We start from the raw sequence: 20,313 nt of genomic DNA, 5'->3' as shown, positions 1-20,313 counted from the left end.
ATGACGCATCCCCCGCCCAGCGCCGCCGGCGCCATCACCGACGTGGCCGGCATCGAGGTCGGCCATTTCACCGACACGCGCCGGCCCACCGGCTGCACCGTGGTGCTGGCGCGGCAGGGCGCGGTGGCCGGCGTGGACGTGCGCGGCGCGGCGCCGGGCACGCGCGAGACCGACCTTCTGGCGCCGGCCAACACCGTGGAACAGGTGCACGCGGTGCTGCTGGCCGGCGGCAGCGCCTTCGGCCTGGACGCGGCCTCGGGCGTGGTGCGCTGGCTGGAGGAACGCGGCATCGGCCTGCAGGTGGGCCCCGGACGCATCCCCATCGTGCCGGCGGCCGTGCTGTTCGACCTGTACCTGGGCGACACCCGCATCCGGCCCGATGCGCAGGCCGGCTACGCGGCCTGCGACGCGGCGTCGCGCCAGGCGCCCGCCGAAGGCAGCGTGGGCGCCGGCGCCGGCGCCGTGGTGGGCAAGGTCTTCGGCGCCGATCGCGCGATGAAAGGCGGCATAGGCACGGCCTGCGTCGAGGTCGGCGGCATCCGCCTGGGCGCGCTGGTCGCGTGCAACGCCATCGGCGACGTGGTGGACCCGGACAGCGGCCGCCTGGTCGCGGGCGCGCGCACCCTTGATGGGCGCGCCCTGCTGGACACGCGGCGCGCGCTGCTGCGCGGCGAGCCGCCCCGGCGGCTGGTGGCGGGCAGCAACACCAGCATCGGCATGATCGCCACCGACGCGGTGCTGACCAAGCCCCAGGCCGCGCGCCTGGCCACGGTGGCGCACGACGGCCTGGCGCGCAGCATCAACCCGGCCCACACGCAGTGGGACGGCGACGTGCTGTTCGCCCTGGGCACCGGCGCCTCGGGCCGGACGGCCGACATGATGGTGCTGGCCACCATGGCGGCCGAGGCCGTGGCCCAGGCCGTGCTGCGCGCGGTCCGCGCGGCCACGTCGGTCTCGGCCGGCGGGCTCGTGCTGCCGGCCGCACGCGACTTCGGCGCGTGAAGCCCATGCCCCAGGCCATCCGCCATACCCTCCTGTCGATCCGCGACCTGCTGGTGTCCGCCGGCCCGGTGGTCGCGCTGGCCATCGCCCTGCTGGTGCTGGCCTACTTCTGGCTCCAGCCCACGCCGCCGCGCCGCGTGGTGCTGGCCACCGGCCCGGCGCAGAGCGCCTACGACGAGTTCGGCAAGCGCTACCAGCAGGCGCTGGCCGCCGACGGCATCGAGGTGGTGCTGCTGCCCACCGAGGGCTCGTCGGCCAACCTGCGGCTGCTGCGCGAAGGCAAGGCCGACCTGGGCTTCGTGCAGGGCGGCACCACCGACCGGGGCGGGGCCAAGGACGACGGCGGCATCCTGTCGCTGGGCAGCCTGTTCGTCGAGCCGCTCTGGCTGTTCTACCGCGAGGACGCCGCGCGCAAGCGCCAGGCCGACGGGACGCTGCGCTCGCTGTCCCAGCTGCAGGGAATGCGGATCAACATCGGCAGCCGCGGCAGCGGCGTGCCCACGCTGATGCGCAAGCTGTTCCAGGCCAACGACATCGAACCCGAATCGATGACGCTGTCGCGCCTGACGCAGACGCCGGCCACCATGGCCTTCCTGGACGGCGAGATCGACGCGCTGGTGTTCGCCTCGGCGCCCGAGTCGCCCATGGTGCAGATGCTGCTGCAGACGCCCGGCGTCAAGCTGATGGACTTCGCGCAGAGCGAGGCCTACTCGCGCCGCTTCCCCTTCCTCACGCCGGTGACGCTGCCGCGCGGCATCGTGCACCTGGCGCGCGACCTGCCGCCGCAGGACGTGCGCCTGGTGGCCACCACCACCGCCCTGCTGGCGCGGGAGCAGACGCACCCGGCCCTGGTGCAGCTGTTCGCCCAGGAGGCGCGCGACCTGCACGGGCCGGCCGGCTGGTTCAACCGCGCCGGCGCCTTCCCCACCATCGAGCACAGCGAGTACCCGGTGTCCAAGGAGGCCGAACGCGCGATCCGCAGCGGCGCGCCGTTCCTGCAGCGCTACCTGACCTTCTGGTTCGCCAACCTGATCGAGCGCATGTGGCTGGCGCTGGGCATCATCATCGCGGTGCTGCTGCCGCTGTCGCGCATCGTGCCGCCGCTCTACCAGTTCCGCATCCGCTCGCGCGTGTTCCGCTGGTACGGCCAGCTGCGCGACATCGAGCAGCGCCTGCAGGCCGAGCCGGCTTCGGCGCCGCAGCTGGCCCGCGAGCTGGACGCCCTGGACCAGCGCGTGGGGCGCATCAACGTGCCGCTGTCCTACGCCGACGAGCTGTACGCGCTGCGCGGCAACATCCAGCTGGTCCGGCGGCGCCTGCCGCGCGAGGCCGCGGCCGCCGCCCACTGAGACGCCCATGTCCACCAACGACTCCGCCAGCCTCTTCACGCCCGACGCGCTGCGCCAGCTGGGCGAATCCGCCGGCGCCGGGCCCTGCCCTTCCTGCGCGGCCCTGGCCTGCCCGGGCTGGGAAGCGGTGCCGGGGACCTACGACACGCGGCGGCTGCGCTGCGTGGGCACGCTGCGCGACCCCGGCGTGGAGGATCCGACGCTGGAGGAGTACCGTCCCGGCGGCGGCACCCTGTGGGCGCCCGACGCGCCGATCGCGCCGGCGTACTTCCCGTACAACCGCTGCGACGTCTGGCAGTGCGCCTCCTGCGGCCGGCCCTTCCTGCGCTACACCGAGTACGGCGGCTACTACGTGGAGCACCGCATCCGCGAGCTGGACCCGCGCCGGGTCGTCGACGCCGCGCCCTGAGCCGGCGCAGGCCGCTACTTCGCGCCCGCGCGCGCGGCCTCGATCACCGCCGCCAGCGCGCCCAGCTGGGCCTGGTGCTGGACCGCCAGCCGGTCCAGGCAGCGGCGCCCCTTGGCCGTCAGGTGCACCTCCACCAGCCGGCGGTCCTCCTTGTTCTCCAGCCGGCGCACCAGGCCGGCCTGCTCGCAGCGCGTCACCAGGGCCACCACGCCGTGCGGCTGGGCCTGCAGGCGGTCGGCCAGCTCGCCGATGCTGGCCCACTCGCGCCCGGCGAAGCCCTGGGTGTGCAGCAGCACCTGGTACTGCAGCATGGTGATGCCCGCGCTGCGGGACGCGTCCTCGCTGAAGCGCAGGAAGCGCCTGAGCTGGTAGCGGAAAGTGGATATCCGCTCCAGCGCCGCCTTGTCCAGAGGCGTTGTCTTCTTCGGTTCCATCAGTGCAATCCCCCTGCGCCGCACGCGCCGCACTGTACACCGGCTCGCGGCTGAGCCCGCCATTCACGTCACATCATGACACTTTTAGATCATGCCGTGATATAAAAGCCGGGTTGCGCCCCGGTCGCAGGGCGCGTCAAGGAAACAGGAGACAGCCATGGCCTCGGGCCTCAAGATCCGCAACCAGAAAGACTTCGCCGCGGGGGTGATCTACATCGCGTTCGGCGCCGCCTTCAGCCTCGGCGCGCTCAACTACAGCCTGGGCGATCCGGCCCGCATGGGGCCCGGCTGGTTCCCGTTCTGGGTCGGCATCCTGCTGGCGCTGTCCGGCGTGGTGACGGCCCTGGCCGGCCTGCGGCGCGACGCTGCCGCCGAGAAGATCAAGCGGCCCGACCTGCGCACCATGGCCATCGTGCTGGGCTCGGTCGTGCTGTTCGGCCTGCTGCTCATCCCCATGGGCCTGGTCGCGGCGCTGTGCGTGCTCATCCTGGGCTCCAGCTTCGCCAGCCACGAGTTCACCTGGAAAGGCGCGCTGGCCAGCACCGTGCTGCTGACGCTGTTCTGCGTCGGCGTCTTCATCTACGGCATCAACCTGCAGATGCCGCTGTGGCCCTCCTTCCTGACGCGCTGAGGTCGACATGGAAGCACTCTTCGAGAACCTCAGCCTCGGCTTCGAGACCGCGCTCAGCCTGCAGAACCTCGCCTACGCGTTCATCGGCTGCCTGCTGGGCACGCTGATCGGCGTGCTGCCGGGCCTGGGCCCGTCCACCACGATCGCGATGCTGCTGCCCATCACCTACACGCTGCCGCCGGTGTCGGCGCTGATCATGCTGGCCGGCATCTACTACGGCGCGCAGTACGGCGGCTCGACCACCGCCATCCTGGTCAACCTGCCGGGCGAGTCGTCCTCGGTGGTCACCGCCATCGACGGCTACCAGATGGCGCGCCGGGGCCGGGCCGGCGCGGCGCTGGCCACCGCGGGCCTGAGCTCCTTCATGGCCGGCTGCTTCGCCACCCTGGTGCTGGCGGCGTTCGCCCAGCCGATGTCGGAGCTGGCCTTCGAGTTCGGGCCGGCCGAGTACTTCTCGCTCATGGTGCTGGGCCTGGTGGGCGCGGTGGTGCTGGCCTCGGGCTCGCTGATCAAGGCCATCGGCATGATCCTGCTGGGCCTGGCGCTGGGCATGGTGGGCACCGACGTCAACTCGGGCGTGGCGCGCTACTCCTTCGACATCCCCGAGCTGACCGACAGCATCAACTTCGTGGCGGTCGCCATGGGCCTGTTCGGCTTCGCCGAGATCCTCAACAACGTGGAGCAGCGCGAGCACCGCGAGACCTTCACCAACAAGGTCACCCACCTGTTCCCCAGCGGGGAGGACTTCCGCCGCTTCCTGCCGGCGGCGGTGCGCGGCACGGCGCTGGGCACGGCCCTGGGCATCCTGCCCGGCGGCGGCGCCACGCTGTCGGCCTTCGCTTCCTACACGCTGGAGAAGAAGATCTCGCGCCGCAGCGAGGAGTTCGGCAAGGGCGCCATCGAGGGCGTGGCCGGGCCGGAGGCGGCCAACAACGCCGGCGCGCAGACCTCGTTCATCCCGCTGCTGACGCTGGGCATCCCGTCCAACGTGGTGATGGCGCTGATGGTGGGCGCCATGACCATCCACAACATCCAGCCGGGGCCGCAGGTGATGACCAGCAACCCCGACCTGTTCTGGGGCCTGATCGCCAGCATGTGGCTGGGCAACGCCATGCTGATCGTGCTCAACCTGCCGCTGATCGGCCTGTGGGTCAAGCTGCTGAAGGTGCCCTACCGCTTCCTCTACCCGGCGATCCTGGCCTTCTGCTGCATCGGCGTCTACTCGATCAACAACAACACCTTCGACGTGTTCATGACCGTGGGCTTCGGCGTGGCCGGCTACGTGTTCGCGCGCTGCGGCATGGAGCCGGCGCCGCTGCTGCTGGGCTTCGTGCTGGGGCCGATGATGGAAGAGAACCTGCGCCGCGCCCTGCTGCTGTCGCGCGGCGACTTCTCCACCCTGGTCACGCGCCCGCTGTCGGCGGGCCTGCTGGTCGCCACCGTGCTCATGGTGCTGGTGGTGGCGCTGCCGGCCATCCGCAAGACGCGCGAGGACGCGTTCAAGGAAGCCTGAGCGCGGCTTCAGAGGAACCAGAACGCCGCCAGCGCCACCGCCGTCGGGAACAGCGCCCCCAGCAGCAGCCCGCCCGCGCCCACCGTCTGGTCGGCGAACCCGGCTTTGAGCAGGGCCACGCCGGCCGGGTTGGGCGCGTTGGCGATCACCGTCAGGCCGCCGCCGGCCACCGCACCGGCCACCAGGCTGTACTTGGCCTCTTCCGAGATGCCGCCGATCAGCGAACCCAGGTAGGTCAGCGCGGCGTTGTCGGTCACCGCCGTCAGCGCCGCGGCGCCGAAGAACAGGGCCCCGGGCTGCAGGGCCGAGACGATGGGCTGCAGCCACCATTGCTGCAGGCCGCCCAGCACCACCAGGCCTGCCAGGAAGAAGGCCACCAGCAAGGCCTCCCTCAGGATCAAGCGGCTCTGGTAGCGCTCGTAGGCCGTCGTGAAGCCCAGGAACATCAGGAAGACACCCGTGAAGGCCACGGGATGGTGGGCCAGCAGCACCACCGCCGCCAGGAAGGCCAGGTGGACGGCCACCACGCTGGCGGGCACGCGCGGGCCGGCTTCCGCGGCCAGCTCCAGCGGCGTGCCGGCCAGGTGCTTGCGCAGTACCCACGTGGCGACGCTGGCGTTGAGCACGACCGCGAGCGCGGCCTTCCAGCCAAACGTCTGCGCCATGAAGGCCGTGTCCCAGTTCCAGGTGGCCGCCACCATCAGCACCGGCGGCGCGGCGTACGAGGTGAGCGTGCCGCCGATGGACACGTTGACGAACAGCACGCCCAGGGCCAGGTACTTGGCGCCTTCGCGCACCTCGGAGCGGAAGATCTGCGGTGCCAGCATCAGCGCGGCGATGGTCATGGCCGCCGGCTCGGTGATCAGCGACCCCAGCAGCGGCACCGCCGCGAGTCCCAGCCAGGCGCGCGCCAGCGGCGTGGGCAGGGGCGCCCGCCGCGCCAGCACGTCGATGGCGCTGCGCACCCCCTGCAGCACCGGGCGCGAACCGGCCACCACCATCACCACGAACACGAACAGCGGCTCGGTGTAGTGGCGCGACTCGGCGTATTCCAGCGCCTGCGCGCCGCCGACGACCAGCGCCATGACCGCCACCAGCACGATGGCCCAGAAGCCGAACACCACCTCGACCTCGCCGAGCAGGTGGAACACGCCGGCGTGGCGCGGGAAGCGGTGCGACAGCCGCTCGAACTGCTTGGCGGCGAAGGTGTGGATCAGCGCGAGGGCGAACAGGGCGGCAGCGACGAGCTGCATGGGATCGGCGGCGGGCATGGGGCTCCAGGCGTGGGAACGCCGCGCGGCGGCCCGACCTGCGCGAGAACCTGCGGCGCCCGCACGGCGCCGCACCCGCAGGCAGTCTAGCGCATGCCGTCCTGCCGCGGGCCCGCTCAGGGGCGATTGGGCGTTTGCTGCTGCTGCGGTGCGTTGGGCGTGTTCGCGGGATTGGTGGCCGCGCCGCCCACGCCCTGCCCTTGCGCGCCGCCGGTCAGCGGCGCTCCCTGCTCCGTGCCTATGCCGAGATTCGGCGCAGTGGCCCCGGTCGGGCCGGACTGGGACGCAGTCCCAGCCGCGGAGCCTGGTGCCACTGCCACCGCCTGCGCATTGCGCGGCGCCGGCGCGGGCAGTGCCGCGTAGTAGGTGGCCAGCGCCTTCGCCTCGGTGTCGGTCAGCGCTTTGGCGATGGCCGGCATCTGCCGGCTGGGGTCGTTGTTGCGCGCGCCGCTCTTCCACTCGGCCAGCGCCGACAGCAGGTAGGCCGCGTGCTGGCCCGCCAGGTAGGGGTTGTAGGCCGCGTCGCCGATGCCTTGCGGGCCGTGGCAGTTGGCGCAGGCCTGCAGCTGGCGCGACTCGTCGCCCCGGCCGGCCAGCACCGGCTCGGGAGGCAGCCGCGGCGCGGCCGCCGGTGCCACTCCCGCCGGCGCACCGCCCAGGCTGGCGTAGTACGCCGCGGCGGCCAGCCGCTGCTCGGCATTCATGGCCGAGGCGATGGGACTCATCACCGGGTGCTTGCGGCTGCCGTTGGCGTAGCTGTCCAGCTGGTGCGCAAGGTACAGGCGGCCCTGCGCGGCCAGCCGGGGAAAACCGGTTTGTGGCTGGCCCTCGCCGTTGGCGCCATGGCAGGCCAGGCAGGCGGCGGCCGCGCCCGCGCCCTGCGTGGCCAGCTGGCGACCGGCCTCGATCTGCTCGGGCGTGCCGACGGCGGCCATGGCCACCTGAGCCGGCACCAGCGGCGGCGCCATGGCCGGCGCGGACGCAGGGGCCGAGGCCGGTGCGGCCGGGGCCGAGGCCGCGCCGGCGGCGGGCGCGGCGGCCTGCTCGCCCCGGTCGCAGCCGGCCAGCGCCACTGCGATCAGACAAGCCAGCAACAAGGCGAGGCTTGGGGGAACTTTCATGCCAGGGGCCCCGGCTGCTTGAGGTAGCGCCCGACGATGGCGTCGGCCGCCCAGTAGGCCAGCGCGCCCACCGTGTCGGTCGGGTTGTACGACGCGTTCTGCGGGAAGTTGGAGGCGCCGATCACGAACACGTTGGGCACGTCCCAGCTTTGCAGCCAGCGGTTCACCGTGCTGGTGGACGGGTCGGTGCCCATCACGGTGCCGCCGGTGTTGTGCGTGCTCTGGTACTGGGTGGCCGTGTAGGGGCCGCGGCGCGGCGTGCCGTTCACCTGCCGTCCGCCCATGGCGCGGGCGATGTCCACGGCGCGCGCCGTGATGTGGTTCGACAGGCGCAGGTCGTTCTCGGGGAAGTCGAAGGTCATGCGCAGCAGCGGCAGGCCCCAGGCGTCCTTGTACGTCGGGTCCAGGTCCAGGTAGTTCTGCGTCGCGGCGATGGAGCTGCCGTGGACCTGCAGCACCGAGGTGTGGTTGTAGTGGCGCGCGACCGCCCGTTTCCAGGCCGAGCCCCAGGCCGGCGTGCCTGGCGGCGTGGGGTGGAACTCGATGGGGCGGCCGTTGGTCATGATCTCGCCGATGAAGGCGCCGCCCAGGAAGCCCAGCGGCCCGTGGTCGAAGTTGTCGCTGGCGAAGTCGCCGATCACCGTGCCGCAGGCGCCCGAGCGCATGAAGGGGTTGATGTTCACCTTCTCGTCGAAGAACACCTGCACGCCGCTGGTGGTCTGGTAGGCGTAGTTGCGCCCGACCACGCCCTTGCCGGTGGCCGGGTCGTAGGGCTGGCCGATGCCCGACAGCAGCAGCATCCGGACATTGTTCAGCGCGTACATGCCCACGATCACCAGGCTGGCGGGCTGCTCGAACTCGCGGCCGGCGGCGTCGATGTAGGTGACTGAGGTGGCGCGCTTCTTGTCCTTGTCCAGGTTGATGCGCAGCACCTGGCACTGGGTGCGCAGGGTGAAGTTGCGGTCGCGCAGCAGCACCGGCAGCAGCGTGGTCTGCGGCGAGGACTTGGCGTAGTGCTCGCAGCCATAGCGCTCGCAGAAGCCGCAGAACATGCAGGTGCGCAGCTGCACGCCCTCGGTATTGGTATAGGGCTGGCTCAGGTTGGACGAGGGCTGCGGGAAGGGGTGGTAGCCCAGGCCCTGGGCCGCCTTGCGGAACAGCGCCGAGCCGTAGGGCTCCTTCTGCGGCGGCGTGGGGTACTCGCGCGAGCGCGAGTCCTCGAACGGGTTGCCGCCCTCGATCTTCTTGCCCTGCAGGTGGCCGGCCTTGCCGCTGGTGCCCAGCAGGTACTCGAAGCGGTCGTAGTAGGGCTCCAGCTCGGCGGCGTTGACGCCCCAGTCCTGCACCAGCAGGCCGGGGGCTATCATCTTCTCGCCATAGCGCTCCAGGGTGCGCGTGCGCATGCGGAAGTCGCTGTCCTGGAAACGGAAGGTCTGGCCGTTCCAGTGCACGGCCGAGCCGCCCACGCCGGTGCCCGGCAGGAAGCTTTCCCAGCGCCGCATGGGCAGCGCCGTCTCGCCGGCCTTGTTGCGGAAGGTGAGGGTCTCGCGCGCCGTGTCCTGCATCATGGCCTTGCGCACCGAGTAGCGCAGCTCGTCGTGCATCTGCGGGCCCTGGAAGTCGGGCACCGTGGCGCGCGGCTGGCCGCGTTCCAGGCCCACCACCTTCAGGCCGGCCTTGGTGAGCTCGCGCCCCAGCATGCTGCCCACCAGGCCCACGCCCAGCACGACGGCATCGACCGGCGGCAGCCGGGTGGCGGCCATCAGCGCTTCCCCTGCTGCGGTGGCGGCTGCGTGGCCTGCGGCCGGGTCGCGGGCATGGGGTGCACATGGCCGCCGCCGTCCTGGGCCAGGCTGCGCGGCGGCACGTTGAAGGCGATGCCGTGGCGGTCGACCAGCTCGTAGTAGTTGCCGTAAGCGCCGGGGAAACCGATCATGGACCAGCTGCCCATGCCGCGGTTGCCGCCATAGGCCGGGTCGCAGAAGTAGCCCTCGACGGTCATGGCCAGCAGCGACTCGAAGAACACCTTGGACGGCACGCCCTCAAGGTCGGTGCCGCCGTTCTGCAGCCGCGTAAGCCAGGCGTCCTGCTGCGGGCCGGGCAGCTTCTCGAACGGCGTGCCGCCGCCCTGCTGCCCTTGCTGCGCGATGCCGCGCAGCGCGTTGCGGAACAGCTCGGCCGGCGTGAAGGGCAGCTGGTAGCCCTGCGACGGCGTGCCCGGCTGCCAGGGCCCGCTGCGGTACAGGCGCTCGCCGGCGCCCCAGGCGCCGGCGAGCTGGCGGTCGATGAACTGCACCACGCCGGCCTGCCGGCCGCCGGGGCCCAGGTCGTCGGGCGGGATCAGCCGATCCACGGCCGCCTCCATGAAGGCGGCCTCGCCGGCGGTGAAGAAGAGGTAGGGCTGGGCCTCGGCGCCGGCCGCGGGGGCTGCGGCCGCAGACGCGTGTGCGCCCGGCCGCTGCGGCGCCGCGGCCTCGGCGACGACAGGCGTGACGGCGGTCGCGCTACTGACCTTGAGGAAGATGCGGCGTGAGACAGGTTCCATGGCGGGCTCGTGCAAGAGGAGCACGAACGCGGCAAGGGGTGTGCCTAGAACCACGGCACCGCACAGGTGCCTACCTAAGATACCTCTGGTATTTAGGAGCTTGGCACGCCGGCAGAGCGGAAACGCTCTTGCATATCAGCAGATAGCTCCTTTGAAAATACCTTTCCTGAGCGTCGAGGTCGGGTGACGGGGAGCGCCTGGGCGTACGCGGCAGCCGCGCAAGCGCAGGCCGCCGCTATGAAAACCCTTCTTCCTAAGCTCGTGGTACTTCTCATCAGTGACGGGCATGTTGCTCCGGGTACCAACGCAATTCCAGTGACAGATAACGGGGGTGTTAGTCCATATTTCTCATAACTTAGGCTCGCCTTTGCTCGTCAGTCCACGCCAAAGCTGTCAAGCACTGTCCCCATTCCCAGTCATTGGGGTTTGAGCTTCGAAGATATTTCGCGAAGTACTTCGATCACCTCGGCGGCATCTATTCGAAGCGCCGCTTTGCCTCGCGCCTCATCTTCATCAAGCCAACTCCTGACATCGTCGAGAAGTACTCGTTTTGCCTCTCGGCGGGCCTGCCGATCCTGTATGCCCAACACTGAGTCCACGCGCTCATGGAAATGCGAGGGGTAGTACCGCTCGAACTGCTGGGACGAAAACGTGCGAAACCGATCTGCGGGCCATGACCGGTACTTGTCTCGAAGTTTTCGCACAAGTTCATTTCCCGGCTCGTCGCCATCAACGCAAACCCACGTTGAACGTGAATAGACCTCCTGCAATTGTGAGAACAAGGTCAACCTGTGGAAATCATCAAAAGACGGCTCAACACGCGACACTCCATTAGCTGAAATGGTGCGCACGCGAGTCAGGGCCGGCGTAAACCACGGAATGAGGTAGTCGCGGATCACTCGCTCGGCAGAAGCTTCCTCAAGGAAAAGCCAGCCATCCCAAAGGTCAAAGTCCGACAGCGAGTAACCCAACGATCGGAGTACATCAAGGCGTGACTGCGGCGTCGCATCCACTGGTCGCACGGTTGCCTCAGTTGGAAGCCGGTTTCGGACGCTGCTTACTTCTAAGATTTTTGCTTCGGGAGACGCTCCGAGCGTGCTGACAACGATGTTCGAGTGTGTCGAGATGACAAACTGGTTCGTAGACGAGCTTTCCAGAATAAGCTCCAACAAAGCTTTCAACGCCGCCGGGTGCAGGTCATTCTCAGGTTCTTCAATGAGGAAAAGCTTGTCTTTCGAAAGTGCGAGATCAGCGAGCAGAGCTACGATATTGGGGACCCCTTCGCCCATTTGTTCGATAGGCAACACCTCTCGTGTTGGAAGGTAGGTTCCCGGACGTTGCCCGCCTTCCGAGGGTACGGCAGTCACAACAAAACCCAAGATCGCTCTGCAGGTGTCCCGGTATTTTTCGGAGCCCGGAAACTCCGGATTTCCTAGGCGGGATAGCTTCGCAGCCAAGTACGTCATGGTTTGAGTGATCGCCATCGCGTGCTGCTGTCGCACATCTTCTTGGAACGTCATCACCTTCCGTTTTGAAAGGTACGGGACGATAAAGTGATATGGCTCGATCGCTGGCAGCTGGGACACGGCCGAACTAGATCCATTCGGTTGGATAAAGTTGAGGGCGATGCTTCCACCACGCCTGTCTTCCGTGCTCAATGTAATTACGAGCGGAGCTGCGGGCAATCCGGTCCACGTTGGATTGTCGATGCCGGTCAAACCGATACGGATGCTTGCTGAAGGGTGCCCTATCCGAACGTCGGGATATGGTGGGCTGCCTTCCGAGGTTTGCATCAGACTCAGCGCTCGGAGAATCGAGGACTTCCCTGAATTGTTGGCCCCTATAAGGACGTTGATCGTCCCTAGTTCGATGGAATCCATGTTCGCGAACGACCGGAATCCTGCCATTTGGAGCGACGTGACTCGCATCTGCCTGCTTTCAAATGAGAGCTCGGATCCTACTCCGCACGCTTCCTACGGCTGAATCGGCAGTTCCCTCGGTTGCCGAAACTTGGCTAGCACGCCGAGCCTCAAGCATCACGGGCACCAGCTTTTTCAGAAAGTATGCGTCGCAGAATAGCTTTTCGACTGAGGCTTCCTTGACCGTCACCTTCGCATCCTGGCCTCGGTCTTCGTCAAACGCTTGCGCAATTCGTTCGAACCTCTCCGCCTCTTTCTCACCTAGCTAAGGCTCTGTTTTATTTCAAGGCCTTGAACCGCACCCGCTTGGGCTTGGCGCCCTCCTCGCCCAGGCGCTTCCTCTTGTCGGCCTCGTACTCCTGGTAGTTGCCGTCGAAGAACACCCACTGGCTGTCGCCCTCGGCGGCCAGGATGTGGGTGGCGATGCGGTCCAGGAACCAGCGGTCGTGGCTGATCACCATCACGCTGCCGGCGAACTCCAGCAGCGCGTCTTCCAGCGCGCGCAGGGTCTCGACGTCCAGGTCGTTGGACGGTTCGTCCAGCAGCAGCACGTTGCCGCCCTGCAGCAGCGTCTTGGCCAGGTGCAGGCGGCCGCGCTCGCCGCCCGAGAGCATCCCCACCTTCTTCTGCTGGTCGCTGCCGTTGAAGTTGAAGCGGCCGCAGTACGCGCGGCTGGCCATCTGGAACTTGCCGATGTTGATCATGTCCAGCCCGCCGGACACGTCCTCCCACACCGTCTTGTTGTTGGCCAGCTCGTCACGGTGCTGGTCGACGAAGGCCATCTGCACCGTCTTGCCGATCTTCACCTCGCCGCTGTCCGGCTTCTCCTTGCCGGAGATCAGCTTGAACAGCGTGGACTTGCCCGCGCCGTTGGGGCCGATGATGCCGACGATGGCGCCGGCCGGAACCTTGAAGCTCAGGTTGTCGATCAGCAGGCGGTCGCCGAACGACTTGCTCACGTTGACGAACTCGATCACCTCGTGGCCCAGCCGCTCGCCCACCGGGATGAAGATCTCGTTGGTCTCGTTGCGCTTCTGGTATTCGTAGTCGGACAGCTCCTCGAAGCGGGCCAGGCGCGCCTTGCTCTTGGACTGGCGGCCCTTGGCGTTCTGGCGCACCCACTCCAGTTCCTTCTTCATCGCCTTGGCATGGGCTTCCTCGCCCTTCTGCTCGGCTTCCAGGCGCGCTTCCTTCTGCTCCAGCCAGGTGCTGTAGTTGCCCTTCCAGGGGATGCCGCGGCCGCGGTCCAGCTCCAGGATCCACTCGGCGGCGTTGTCCAGGAAATAGCGGTCGTGCGTGATGCCCACCACGGTGCCGGAGAAGCGGGCCAGGAACTGCTCCAGCCACTCGACCGACTCGGCGTCCAGGTGGTTGGTGGGCTCGTCCAGCAGCAGCATGTCGGGCTTGGACAGCAGCAGCCGGCACAGCGCGACCCGGCGCTTCTCGCCGCCCGACAGGTGCTGGATGGTGGCGTCCCAGGGCGGCAGGCGCAGCGCGTCGGCGGCGATCTCCAGCTGGTGCTCCGAATCGCCCTCGGCCCCGGCGGCGGAGATGATGGCCTCCAGCCTGGCCTGCTCCTCCGACAGCTTGTCGAAGTCGGCGTCGGGCTCGGCATAGGCGGCGTAGACCTCCTCCAGCCGCTGCTTGGCCGCGGCCACCTCGCCCATGCCGCCCTCGACGGCCTCGCGCACCGTCTGCTGCGGATCGAGCTGCGGCTCCTGCGGCAGGTAGCCGATCTTCAGGCCGGGCATGGGCGTGGCCTCGCCCTCGATCTCGTGGTCGATGCCGGCCATGATCTTGAGCAGCGTCGACTTGCCCGAGCCGTTGAGGCCGAGCACGCCGATCTTGGCGCCGGGGAAGAACGAGAGGGAGATGTCCTTCAAGATCTGCCGCTTGGGCGGCACGATCTTGCTGACGCGGTTCATGGTGTAGACGTACTGGGCCATGGCTCTTGCTCTGGATAGGGTGGATGGCGGACCAAACCGCGCATTATCCCGCGCGGGCGGGCCGCCCGCCGCCGCATCGGCGGCCGCGGCTCAGGTCTTGCCGTCCAGGCTGTTGAGCAGAGCGGTCTTGGCGACCTGGTCCAGCGCCTCGTCGACCACGTTGCGGTCGGCGATGACCTTCATCAGGCCCTGGGCGCGCAGCCGGTCCAGCATGCGGCGCGACATGGAGTGCGCGGTGCCGGCGGGCGAGGTGAACATGAACAGCGTGTGGTGCGGGCTGGCCCAGGTCAGCTGCACGCGCAGCCACTCGCCCTTGACCATCAGCTCCACCCAGGCGCCGGTGCGCAGCTCGCCCGGCGCGGCCGGCGGCTGCTCCGGGCCTTGCGCCGGCGCGCCCTGGGCGCCGGCTTCGGGCTGCAGGTAGCCGGTGCCGGCCGCCTCGCCTTCGGCCAGCCAGATCGCGGCGTCGTCGAACACGCTGTCGGGCAGCTGCGAAGGCTGGGCCTCGGCGGCTTCGGCCGCCTCGCGCGCCTGTGCGTCACGGCCTTCCTGCAGCGCCGACTGGTGCACCACGGTCAGGTTCTCGAAGAAGCGGCCGGTGAGCTCGGGCGGGTAGTCGATGCGGTCCAGGCCCTCGCGCAGCCGCTCCAGCAGGCCCGGGATCATCTGCGCCAGGCGCGCCAGCCGGCTGCGCTGGGCAGTGCTCTTCTGCACGCTCCAGACCAGGTCGGCCACCAGTGCGCGGTAGCCGTAGGGATCGTCCGAGCCGTCGACACAGCTCAGCTTCGCCTCGGCCACCACCTGCGACCAGGAGCCCTTGAGGAAGTCGCCCACGAACTCCGGCACGCCCAGGCCTTCCGCCTCCTGCGCGAACTCGCCGGCCAGCTTCTGCGCCAGCAGGTGGCGCTGCTCGGCGTGCAGCAGGGCCCGGGCGCCGTCCTCGCGCCGCTGGCGGCCGTTCTGGTCCTGCTCGCCCCACTGCGCCTGCAGGGTCTCCAGCAGCTCGGCGAAGGTGTCGGCGTCGATGACCTTGCTGTCCAGCCACTTCACCGCGGCCTGTACGGTCGCCAGGAAGCGCTGCCAGCCGGGATCGGATTCGTTGGTGAAGGCCAGGCTGCGCTGGGTCATGCGGTCCAGCAGCTGGCGCGCCGGGTGGCTGCGGTCGCTGAAGAAGCGCGAGTCGTACTGCGCCAGTCGCAGCACCGCCGGCTCGATGGCCTTGAGCTGGTTCTTGTACTCCCTGACCAGGCGGCTGTCCTGCGTGAGGTTGTCGAACATCAGCCGCACCACCTCCTTGCCCAGCTGCCGGCCCAGGCGCGGCGAGCCTTCGGCCGGCGCGGGCTCGAGCAGGTCGCGCGGCGGCGCCGGCGGCTCGCCGCGCGAGCGCTCCTCCAGCTGCCTGACCAGGGCGTCGACCTGTTTCATGTCCTGCAGCAGGGCCATGGAAGCCGGCAACGTGTGCTGGTAGTCCTGGCGCGGCGGGGTGTCGAAATCGCCGGCCAGCAGCTTGCGCAGCCGGTCCAGCGTGAGCAGTGTCTTGGCCACCGAGCTGGCCACGGCCGTGCCGGTGGCCAGACCTTTCTTGGCCTTGCCGCCCACGGGCATGGCCGGCTCCACGCCCGAGGAGGCCAGCCAGTCGGTCAGTTCGCGGTAGAGCTGGCGCAGCTGGGCGCCCAGCAGGCCGGCGGCCGGCACGATCAACGCCTCACGCACCGCCGGGTCGGGCACGTGCGCGGCCAGGCAGGCCTGCAGCGCGCGCACGAACACGTCGGGCCTCAAGGGATTCAGGCCGGACTGGATGGTGCGCCAGCCCAGCAGCGTGCTGATCAGCGCGTCCAGTGCGGGCAGCACGTCGTCCACCGCCTGCGACACCTCCTGCTGGGCGCGTGCCACCTCGATGCTCTGGTCCAGTTCCTCGTCGCCGAACAGCTGCAGGTCCTCGAAGCGCAGCGCCTCGGTCTGGGCCTGCTCCTTGCCGCCACCCTCGTACACCAGGCGGCCGAGCTCGGCGGTGTAGCGGGCGCGCACCTCGGCGGACGCCTCGGCCAGGGCCTGCACCGCCCGCTGGATGCCCGGCTGCTGGAAGCCGGGGATGCGGCGCGGGCCGGCCGGAGCGGCCGCCAGCTGCAGCCCCTCGATCACCTGCGCCATCAGCGGCTCCGACTGCGACAGCAGGGCCTGCAGGCAGTCGGCCAGGGTCGGCTGCAAGGCGGTGGGATCGTCGGAGACGCCCAGTCGGAGTTTCAACAGCTTGGCCATGCGGCAGCCATTATGAAACGGCAGAGCTTGCCAGCCCCATGGAGCGACCCCGTTCGAGGCCGGCCTGTTGCGGCGGCGCCCGTTGTAAACAGCCGTAACCTCAGCCCGGCCTTCACCCATCGCCCAGGCATGAGACAATGGCGGCTCTTGCGCGAACCAGTTGTGCGCAAGCTCAGCGATTCGCTGGGGACGACGTGGCCCAATGCGCCGCCGGCTCCCACCTTAGCAACCTCATCTGCCTTTAACTGGCCCGGCCACCCGCCGGACAGGCCGATGCCCAGCGCCACGGACGGCGCTCATTTCATGACTTTTGACGAACTGAAACTGGCACCCGCCATCCTCAAGGCCGTGCGCGAGCAAGGCTACGAAACCCCCACCCCCATCCAGGCCCAGGCGATCCCCGCCGTGCTCGAAGGCCACGACCTGCTGGCCGGCGCGCAGACCGGCACCGGCAAGACCGCGGCCTTCACGCTGCCCATGCTGCACAAGCTCACCAAGGGCCAGGGCAAGACCAACAAGTTCGGCAAGGACGGCATCGCCGCCCTGGTGCTCACGCCGACGCGTGAACTCGCCGCCCAGGTGGAAGAGTCCATCCGCACCTACGGCAAGTACCTGCCGCTGACCTCCACGGTCATCTTCGGCGGTGTGGGGATGAACCCGCAGATCGACCGCATCAAGCGAGGGGTCGACATCCTGGTGGCCACTCCGGGCCGCCTCCTCGACCTGCAGCAGCAGGGCCATCTGGACCTGTCCACCGTCGAGGTCCTGGTGCTCGACGAGGCGGACCGCATGCTGGACATGGGCTTCCTGCCCGACGTCAAGAAGATCCTGGCCCTGGTGCCCAGGGACAAGCAGAGCCTGCTGTTCTCCGCCACCTTCAGCGACGAGATCCGCGATCTGGCCAACGGCCTGCTGAAGAACCCGCAGTCCATCCAGGTCACGCCGCGCAACACCACGGTGCAGCGCATCACCCAGGTCGTGCACCCGGTGGGCCGCGGCAAGAAGAAGCAGCTGCTGGCCCACATCATCCAGCAGCACGACTGGAGCCAGGTGCTGGTGTTCACCCGCACCAAGTTCGGCGCCAACAACGTGGCCGAGTTCCTGAACAAGAACGGCATCACCGCCATGGCGCTGCACGGCAACAAGAGCCAGGGCGCGCGCACCCAGGCGCTGGCCGGCTTCAAGAGCGGCGACATCCGCGCCCTGGTGGCCACCGACATCGCCGCGCGCGGCATCGACATCGACGACCTGCCGCACGTGGTGAACTACGAGATCCCCAACGTGCCGGAGGACTACGTGCACCGCATCGGCCGCACGGGGCGCGCCGGCAAGGAAGGCCAGGCCGTCAGCCTGGTCTGCCTGGACGAGGAAGGCTTCATGCAGGAGATCGAGCGCTTCACCAAGCAGCAGATCCCGGCGCAGGTGATCGAGGGCTTCGGCCCCGAGCCCGGTGAGCGTGCCGAGCCCATCGCCATGGGCCGCCAGACCCTGTGGGGCGGCGCCGGCAAGCCGCCCAGCCGCGAAGTGATGGTCCAGGCGGCCAAGGCGGCGCGCCAGGAGATGATGCAACGCATCCGCGACAACAAGGGCGGTGCGCCAGGCCAGGGCGCGCGCAATGCCCGCGGCGGCAATGGCGCGAACGGCAGCGGCAACGGCCAGGGTGGCGGCAACGGCCAGAACGGCCGCGCCAGGCCGGCCGGCGGCGGTCGTCCGGCGCAGGGCGCCAACGGCCACAACGGCTACAACGGCCAGGGCGGCCGGCACAACGGCGCGCCGAACGGCCAGCGCCCGCCGCAGCCCCAGCAGCCGCGCCTGGCGCAGCCCGAGCGCGCCCAGGACGACGATTTCGACCGCGACGACGACCGCATGCCGCGCAACGTGGACCCGCTGCGCACCAGCCTGCCCACCCGCCGCGACATGACCGGCGTCAAGCGCGTCAACGGCAACGGCCAGCCCGACCCCACCCGCACCAGCATCGACAGCATGGGCGGTGGTGGTGGTGGGGGCGGCGGCGGTGGCCGGCGCGGCGGCCGCTCCGGCGGCGGCGGTTTCGGTGCGCGCGGCGGCAACCCGGCGCGCAACTTCAACCGCTGACGCGGCGTCTAAGACCCAGCGGCGCGCAGCGTGCCGCCGGCGCGCACGAAGTGGCCGCCGCCCAGGTGGTGGATGGTCTGCAGGTCGGCGTTGTCCTCGCGGAAGGTCCAGTGCCCGCCGGCGAAGATGCGGCTGTCGGCCGCTGCGGCAACCACCTCGCCGAAGCAGGTGTCGTAGGCGTCCTCGGCGTGCGGCTCGCGGATCAGCCGGCACTCCAGCCAGGCCGCGCAGCCGGCCTCCAGCAGCGGCACGCCCAGCACCGGCCCGGGCCGGGTGCGGATGCCGAAGCGCTCGAACTTGTCCACCGAGCGCCCCGACAGGCTGCCCACCGCGTGGGTCAGGTCCACCAGCGCCGCGCCGGGCACGCAGATGCCGAAGGCGCCGCTGGCCGTCACCAGCTCCCGCGTCCAGGTGGTCTTGTCGATCACCACCGCGATGCGCGGCGGCGTGAACTCGACCGGCATGGACCAGGCCGCCGCCATGACATTGCCGCGCCCGCCATGGCTGCTCGTGACCAGCACGGTGGGGCCGTGGTTGATGAGGCGGCTGGCGTGCGCCAGCTTGACTTCGGTGAAATGGCTCATGGGGCGTTTTCCCCGGACGACATGCGCACGATCGCGTCCTTGCGCCGGTGCAGGTCGGGCAGCAGCTCCAGCCCCAGGCCGGGCTGGTCGCCCAGCGAGACCATCCCGTCCCTGACGCGCGGCAGCTCGGTGACCAGTTCCTTGTACCAGCCGCTGTAGAAGGCCCGCACGCTCTCCTGGACCAGGGCGTTGGGCGCGTGCAGCGACAAGTGGGTGGACGCTGTCCACACCACCGGCCCGGTGCAGTCGTGCGGCGCCACCGGCAGCTGCCAGGCGTCGGCCATGGCGGCGATCTTGCGCGCTTCGGTCAGGCCGCCGCACCAGGACAGGTCCAGCATGACCACGCCGGCCACGCCGGTCTGCAGGTAGTCCTTGAAGCCCCACTTGTAGCTCAGGGTCTCGCTGGCGCAGATCAGGGCCTGGCAGTCCTGCGCGTACTGCTGGAGCAGATCCAGCGAGTCCATGCGGATCGCGTCCTCGTGCCAGAAGGTGTTGAAGGGCTGCAGCGCGCGGGCGATCTTGCGGGCCATGGGCAGCCGCCACAGGCTGTGGAACTCGACCATGATGTCCATGCGCTCGCCCACCGCGCCGCGGATCTTGCGGAAGGGCTCCAGCGCGGCGTCGAGGTCGGCGTTGCTGATGTACTGGCCGTGGCTGGCCTCGGCCGCGGTGTCGAACGGCCAGATCTTCATCGCCGTGATGCCCTCGGACAGCAGCGACTGCACCAGCTCGTCGGCGTGGTGCAGGAAGCCCTGCAGGTCCTCGTACGGGCCGCTCGCGCTACCGGAGGGGCCTTGTCCGTTCGCCAACCCCCAGTTCGAGGAGGTCTGGTTGGCATTGCTGCGGATGTACTGGTAGCCCGCGCAGGTGTTGTAGACGCGGATGGCGTCGCGGCTCCTGCCGCCCAGCGCGGTGTGCAGCGGCAGGCCGGCCGCCTTGCCGAACAGGTCCCACAGGGCGATGTCCACGGCGGAATTGCCGCGCGTCTCCACCCCCGAGCCGCGCCAGCCCAGGTAGCCGGTGATGTCGCGGTTGCGCGCCTCAATGGCCAGCGGGTCGGTGCCGATCAGGCGCGGCGCCACCCACTCGTGCAGGTAGGCCTCGACCGCCGCCGCGCCCATGAAGGTCTCGCCCAGGCCGACCAGGCCTTGATCCGTGTGCAGCCGCACCCACAGGATGTTGGGGAACTCGCCCAGGCGGACGGTTTCCAGGCGGGCGATCTTCATGGGTGCGCTT

General features: G+C 69.5%; 16 protein-coding genes. 6 read left to right on the top strand and 10 right to left on the bottom strand.

Annotated features, from left to right (window positions below):
- Genes RTA_RS05980 through RTA_RS05970 form a run of 3 tightly spaced genes read left to right on the top strand, consistent with a single transcriptional unit; the run spans position 1 to position 2,760 of the window.
- On the top strand, positions 1-1,002 hold the full coding sequence (locus RTA_RS05980) for a P1 family peptidase (RefSeq protein ID WP_013900487.1): 1,002 nt from the start codon (positions 1-3) through the stop codon (positions 1,000-1,002).
- Positions 1,003-1,007: 5 nt separating this feature from the next.
- Positions 1,008-2,351, top strand: a complete 1,344-nt coding sequence (locus RTA_RS05975) for a TAXI family TRAP transporter solute-binding subunit (protein ID WP_013900486.1) — start codon at positions 1,008-1,010, stop codon at positions 2,349-2,351.
- 7 nt (positions 2,352-2,358) lie between these two features.
- Positions 2,359-2,760 carry a hypothetical protein gene (locus tag RTA_RS05970; RefSeq protein ID WP_013900485.1) on the top strand — a complete coding sequence of 134 codons (402 nt, stop codon included), beginning with the start codon at positions 2,359-2,361 and terminating at the stop codon, positions 2,758-2,760.
- A gap of 14 nt (positions 2,761-2,774) precedes the next feature.
- Here the strand turns inward: RTA_RS05970 and RTA_RS05965 are convergent, their stop codons facing one another.
- Positions 2,775-3,194 carry a MarR family winged helix-turn-helix transcriptional regulator gene (locus tag RTA_RS05965; protein WP_013900484.1) on the bottom strand — a complete coding sequence of 140 codons (420 nt, stop codon included), beginning with the start codon at positions 3,192-3,194 and terminating at the stop codon, positions 2,775-2,777.
- A gap of 157 nt (positions 3,195-3,351) precedes the next feature.
- Here RTA_RS05965 and RTA_RS05960 point away from each other — a divergent pair, with 157 nt between their 5' ends.
- The gene (locus RTA_RS05960; protein ID WP_013900483.1) at positions 3,352-3,825 is read left to right on the top strand and encodes a tripartite tricarboxylate transporter TctB family protein; all 474 of its coding nucleotides are present in this window, start codon (positions 3,352-3,354) and stop codon (positions 3,823-3,825) included.
- Positions 3,826-3,832: 7 nt separating this feature from the next.
- Positions 3,833-5,338 (top strand): tripartite tricarboxylate transporter permease, encoded by a 1,506-nt coding sequence (locus RTA_RS05955; RefSeq protein WP_013900482.1) that lies wholly within the window; start codon positions 3,833-3,835, stop codon positions 5,336-5,338.
- Between the two features lie 8 nt (positions 5,339-5,346).
- Here the strand turns inward: RTA_RS05955 and RTA_RS05950 are convergent, their stop codons facing one another.
- The 7 genes from RTA_RS05950 to RTA_RS05925 form a co-directional block, all read right to left on the bottom strand.
- Positions 5,347-6,609 (bottom strand): putative Na+/H+ antiporter, encoded by a 1,263-nt coding sequence (locus RTA_RS05950; protein ID WP_013900481.1) that lies wholly within the window; start codon positions 6,607-6,609, stop codon positions 5,347-5,349.
- Positions 6,610-6,725: 116 nt separating this feature from the next.
- Complete coding sequence (locus RTA_RS05945) at positions 6,726-7,730, bottom strand: c-type cytochrome (protein WP_013900480.1); 1,005 nt, start codon at positions 7,728-7,730, stop codon at positions 6,726-6,728.
- Positions 7,727-9,493, bottom strand: coding sequence for a GMC family oxidoreductase (locus tag RTA_RS05940; RefSeq protein WP_013900479.1), 1,767 nt, complete (start codon positions 9,491-9,493; stop codon positions 7,727-7,729). The genes RTA_RS05945 and RTA_RS05940 overlap by 4 nt, the downstream gene beginning before the upstream one ends.
- The gene (locus tag RTA_RS05935; protein ID WP_013900478.1) at positions 9,493-10,275 is read right to left on the bottom strand and encodes a gluconate 2-dehydrogenase subunit 3 family protein; all 783 of its coding nucleotides are present in this window, start codon (positions 10,273-10,275) and stop codon (positions 9,493-9,495) included. The genes RTA_RS05940 and RTA_RS05935 overlap by 1 nt, the downstream gene beginning before the upstream one ends.
- A 416-nt stretch (positions 10,276-10,691) precedes the next feature.
- The gene (locus RTA_RS20120; RefSeq protein WP_013900477.1) at positions 10,692-12,203 is read right to left on the bottom strand and encodes an ATP-dependent nuclease; all 1,512 of its coding nucleotides are present in this window, start codon (positions 12,201-12,203) and stop codon (positions 10,692-10,694) included.
- Between the two features lie 269 nt (positions 12,204-12,472).
- Positions 12,473-14,140 carry an energy-dependent translational throttle protein EttA gene (ettA, locus tag RTA_RS05930; protein ID WP_041675098.1) on the bottom strand — a complete coding sequence of 556 codons (1,668 nt, stop codon included), beginning with the start codon at positions 14,138-14,140 and terminating at the stop codon, positions 12,473-12,475.
- Positions 14,141-14,230: 90 nt separating this feature from the next.
- Positions 14,231-16,399, bottom strand: coding sequence for a DUF1631 family protein (locus RTA_RS05925; protein ID WP_013900475.1), 2,169 nt, complete (start codon positions 16,397-16,399; stop codon positions 14,231-14,233).
- A 303-nt stretch (positions 16,400-16,702) separates the two neighbouring features.
- Between RTA_RS05925 and RTA_RS05920 the strand changes: the two genes are divergently transcribed.
- Entirely contained in the window at positions 16,703-18,493 is a 1,791-nt protein-coding gene (locus tag RTA_RS05920; protein ID WP_041676161.1) for a DEAD/DEAH box helicase, read from the top strand.
- Between the two features lie 8 nt (positions 18,494-18,501).
- On the opposite strand, the gene RTA_RS05915 is transcribed toward RTA_RS05920, so the two are convergent.
- Both RTA_RS05915 and RTA_RS05910 read right to left on the bottom strand, forming a co-directional pair.
- Positions 18,502-19,077 carry a flavin reductase family protein gene (locus RTA_RS05915; protein WP_013900473.1) on the bottom strand — a complete coding sequence of 192 codons (576 nt, stop codon included), beginning with the start codon at positions 19,075-19,077 and terminating at the stop codon, positions 18,502-18,504.
- On the bottom strand, positions 19,074-20,303 hold the full coding sequence (locus tag RTA_RS05910) for a mandelate racemase/muconate lactonizing enzyme family protein (protein WP_013900472.1): 1,230 nt from the start codon (positions 20,301-20,303) through the stop codon (positions 19,074-19,076). Before RTA_RS05910 ends, RTA_RS05915 begins: the two co-directional genes overlap by 4 nt.
- Positions 20,304-20,313: the final 10 nt, after the last annotated feature.

Origin of the sequence: Ramlibacter tataouinensis TTB310, assembly GCF_000215705.1 — a bacterium.
Lineage (GTDB): Bacteria > Pseudomonadota > Gammaproteobacteria > Burkholderiales > Burkholderiaceae_C > Ramlibacter > Ramlibacter tataouinensis.
Note: the sequence above shows the minus strand (reverse complement) of the source record. Positions and strands in the feature narration are given on the sequence as shown.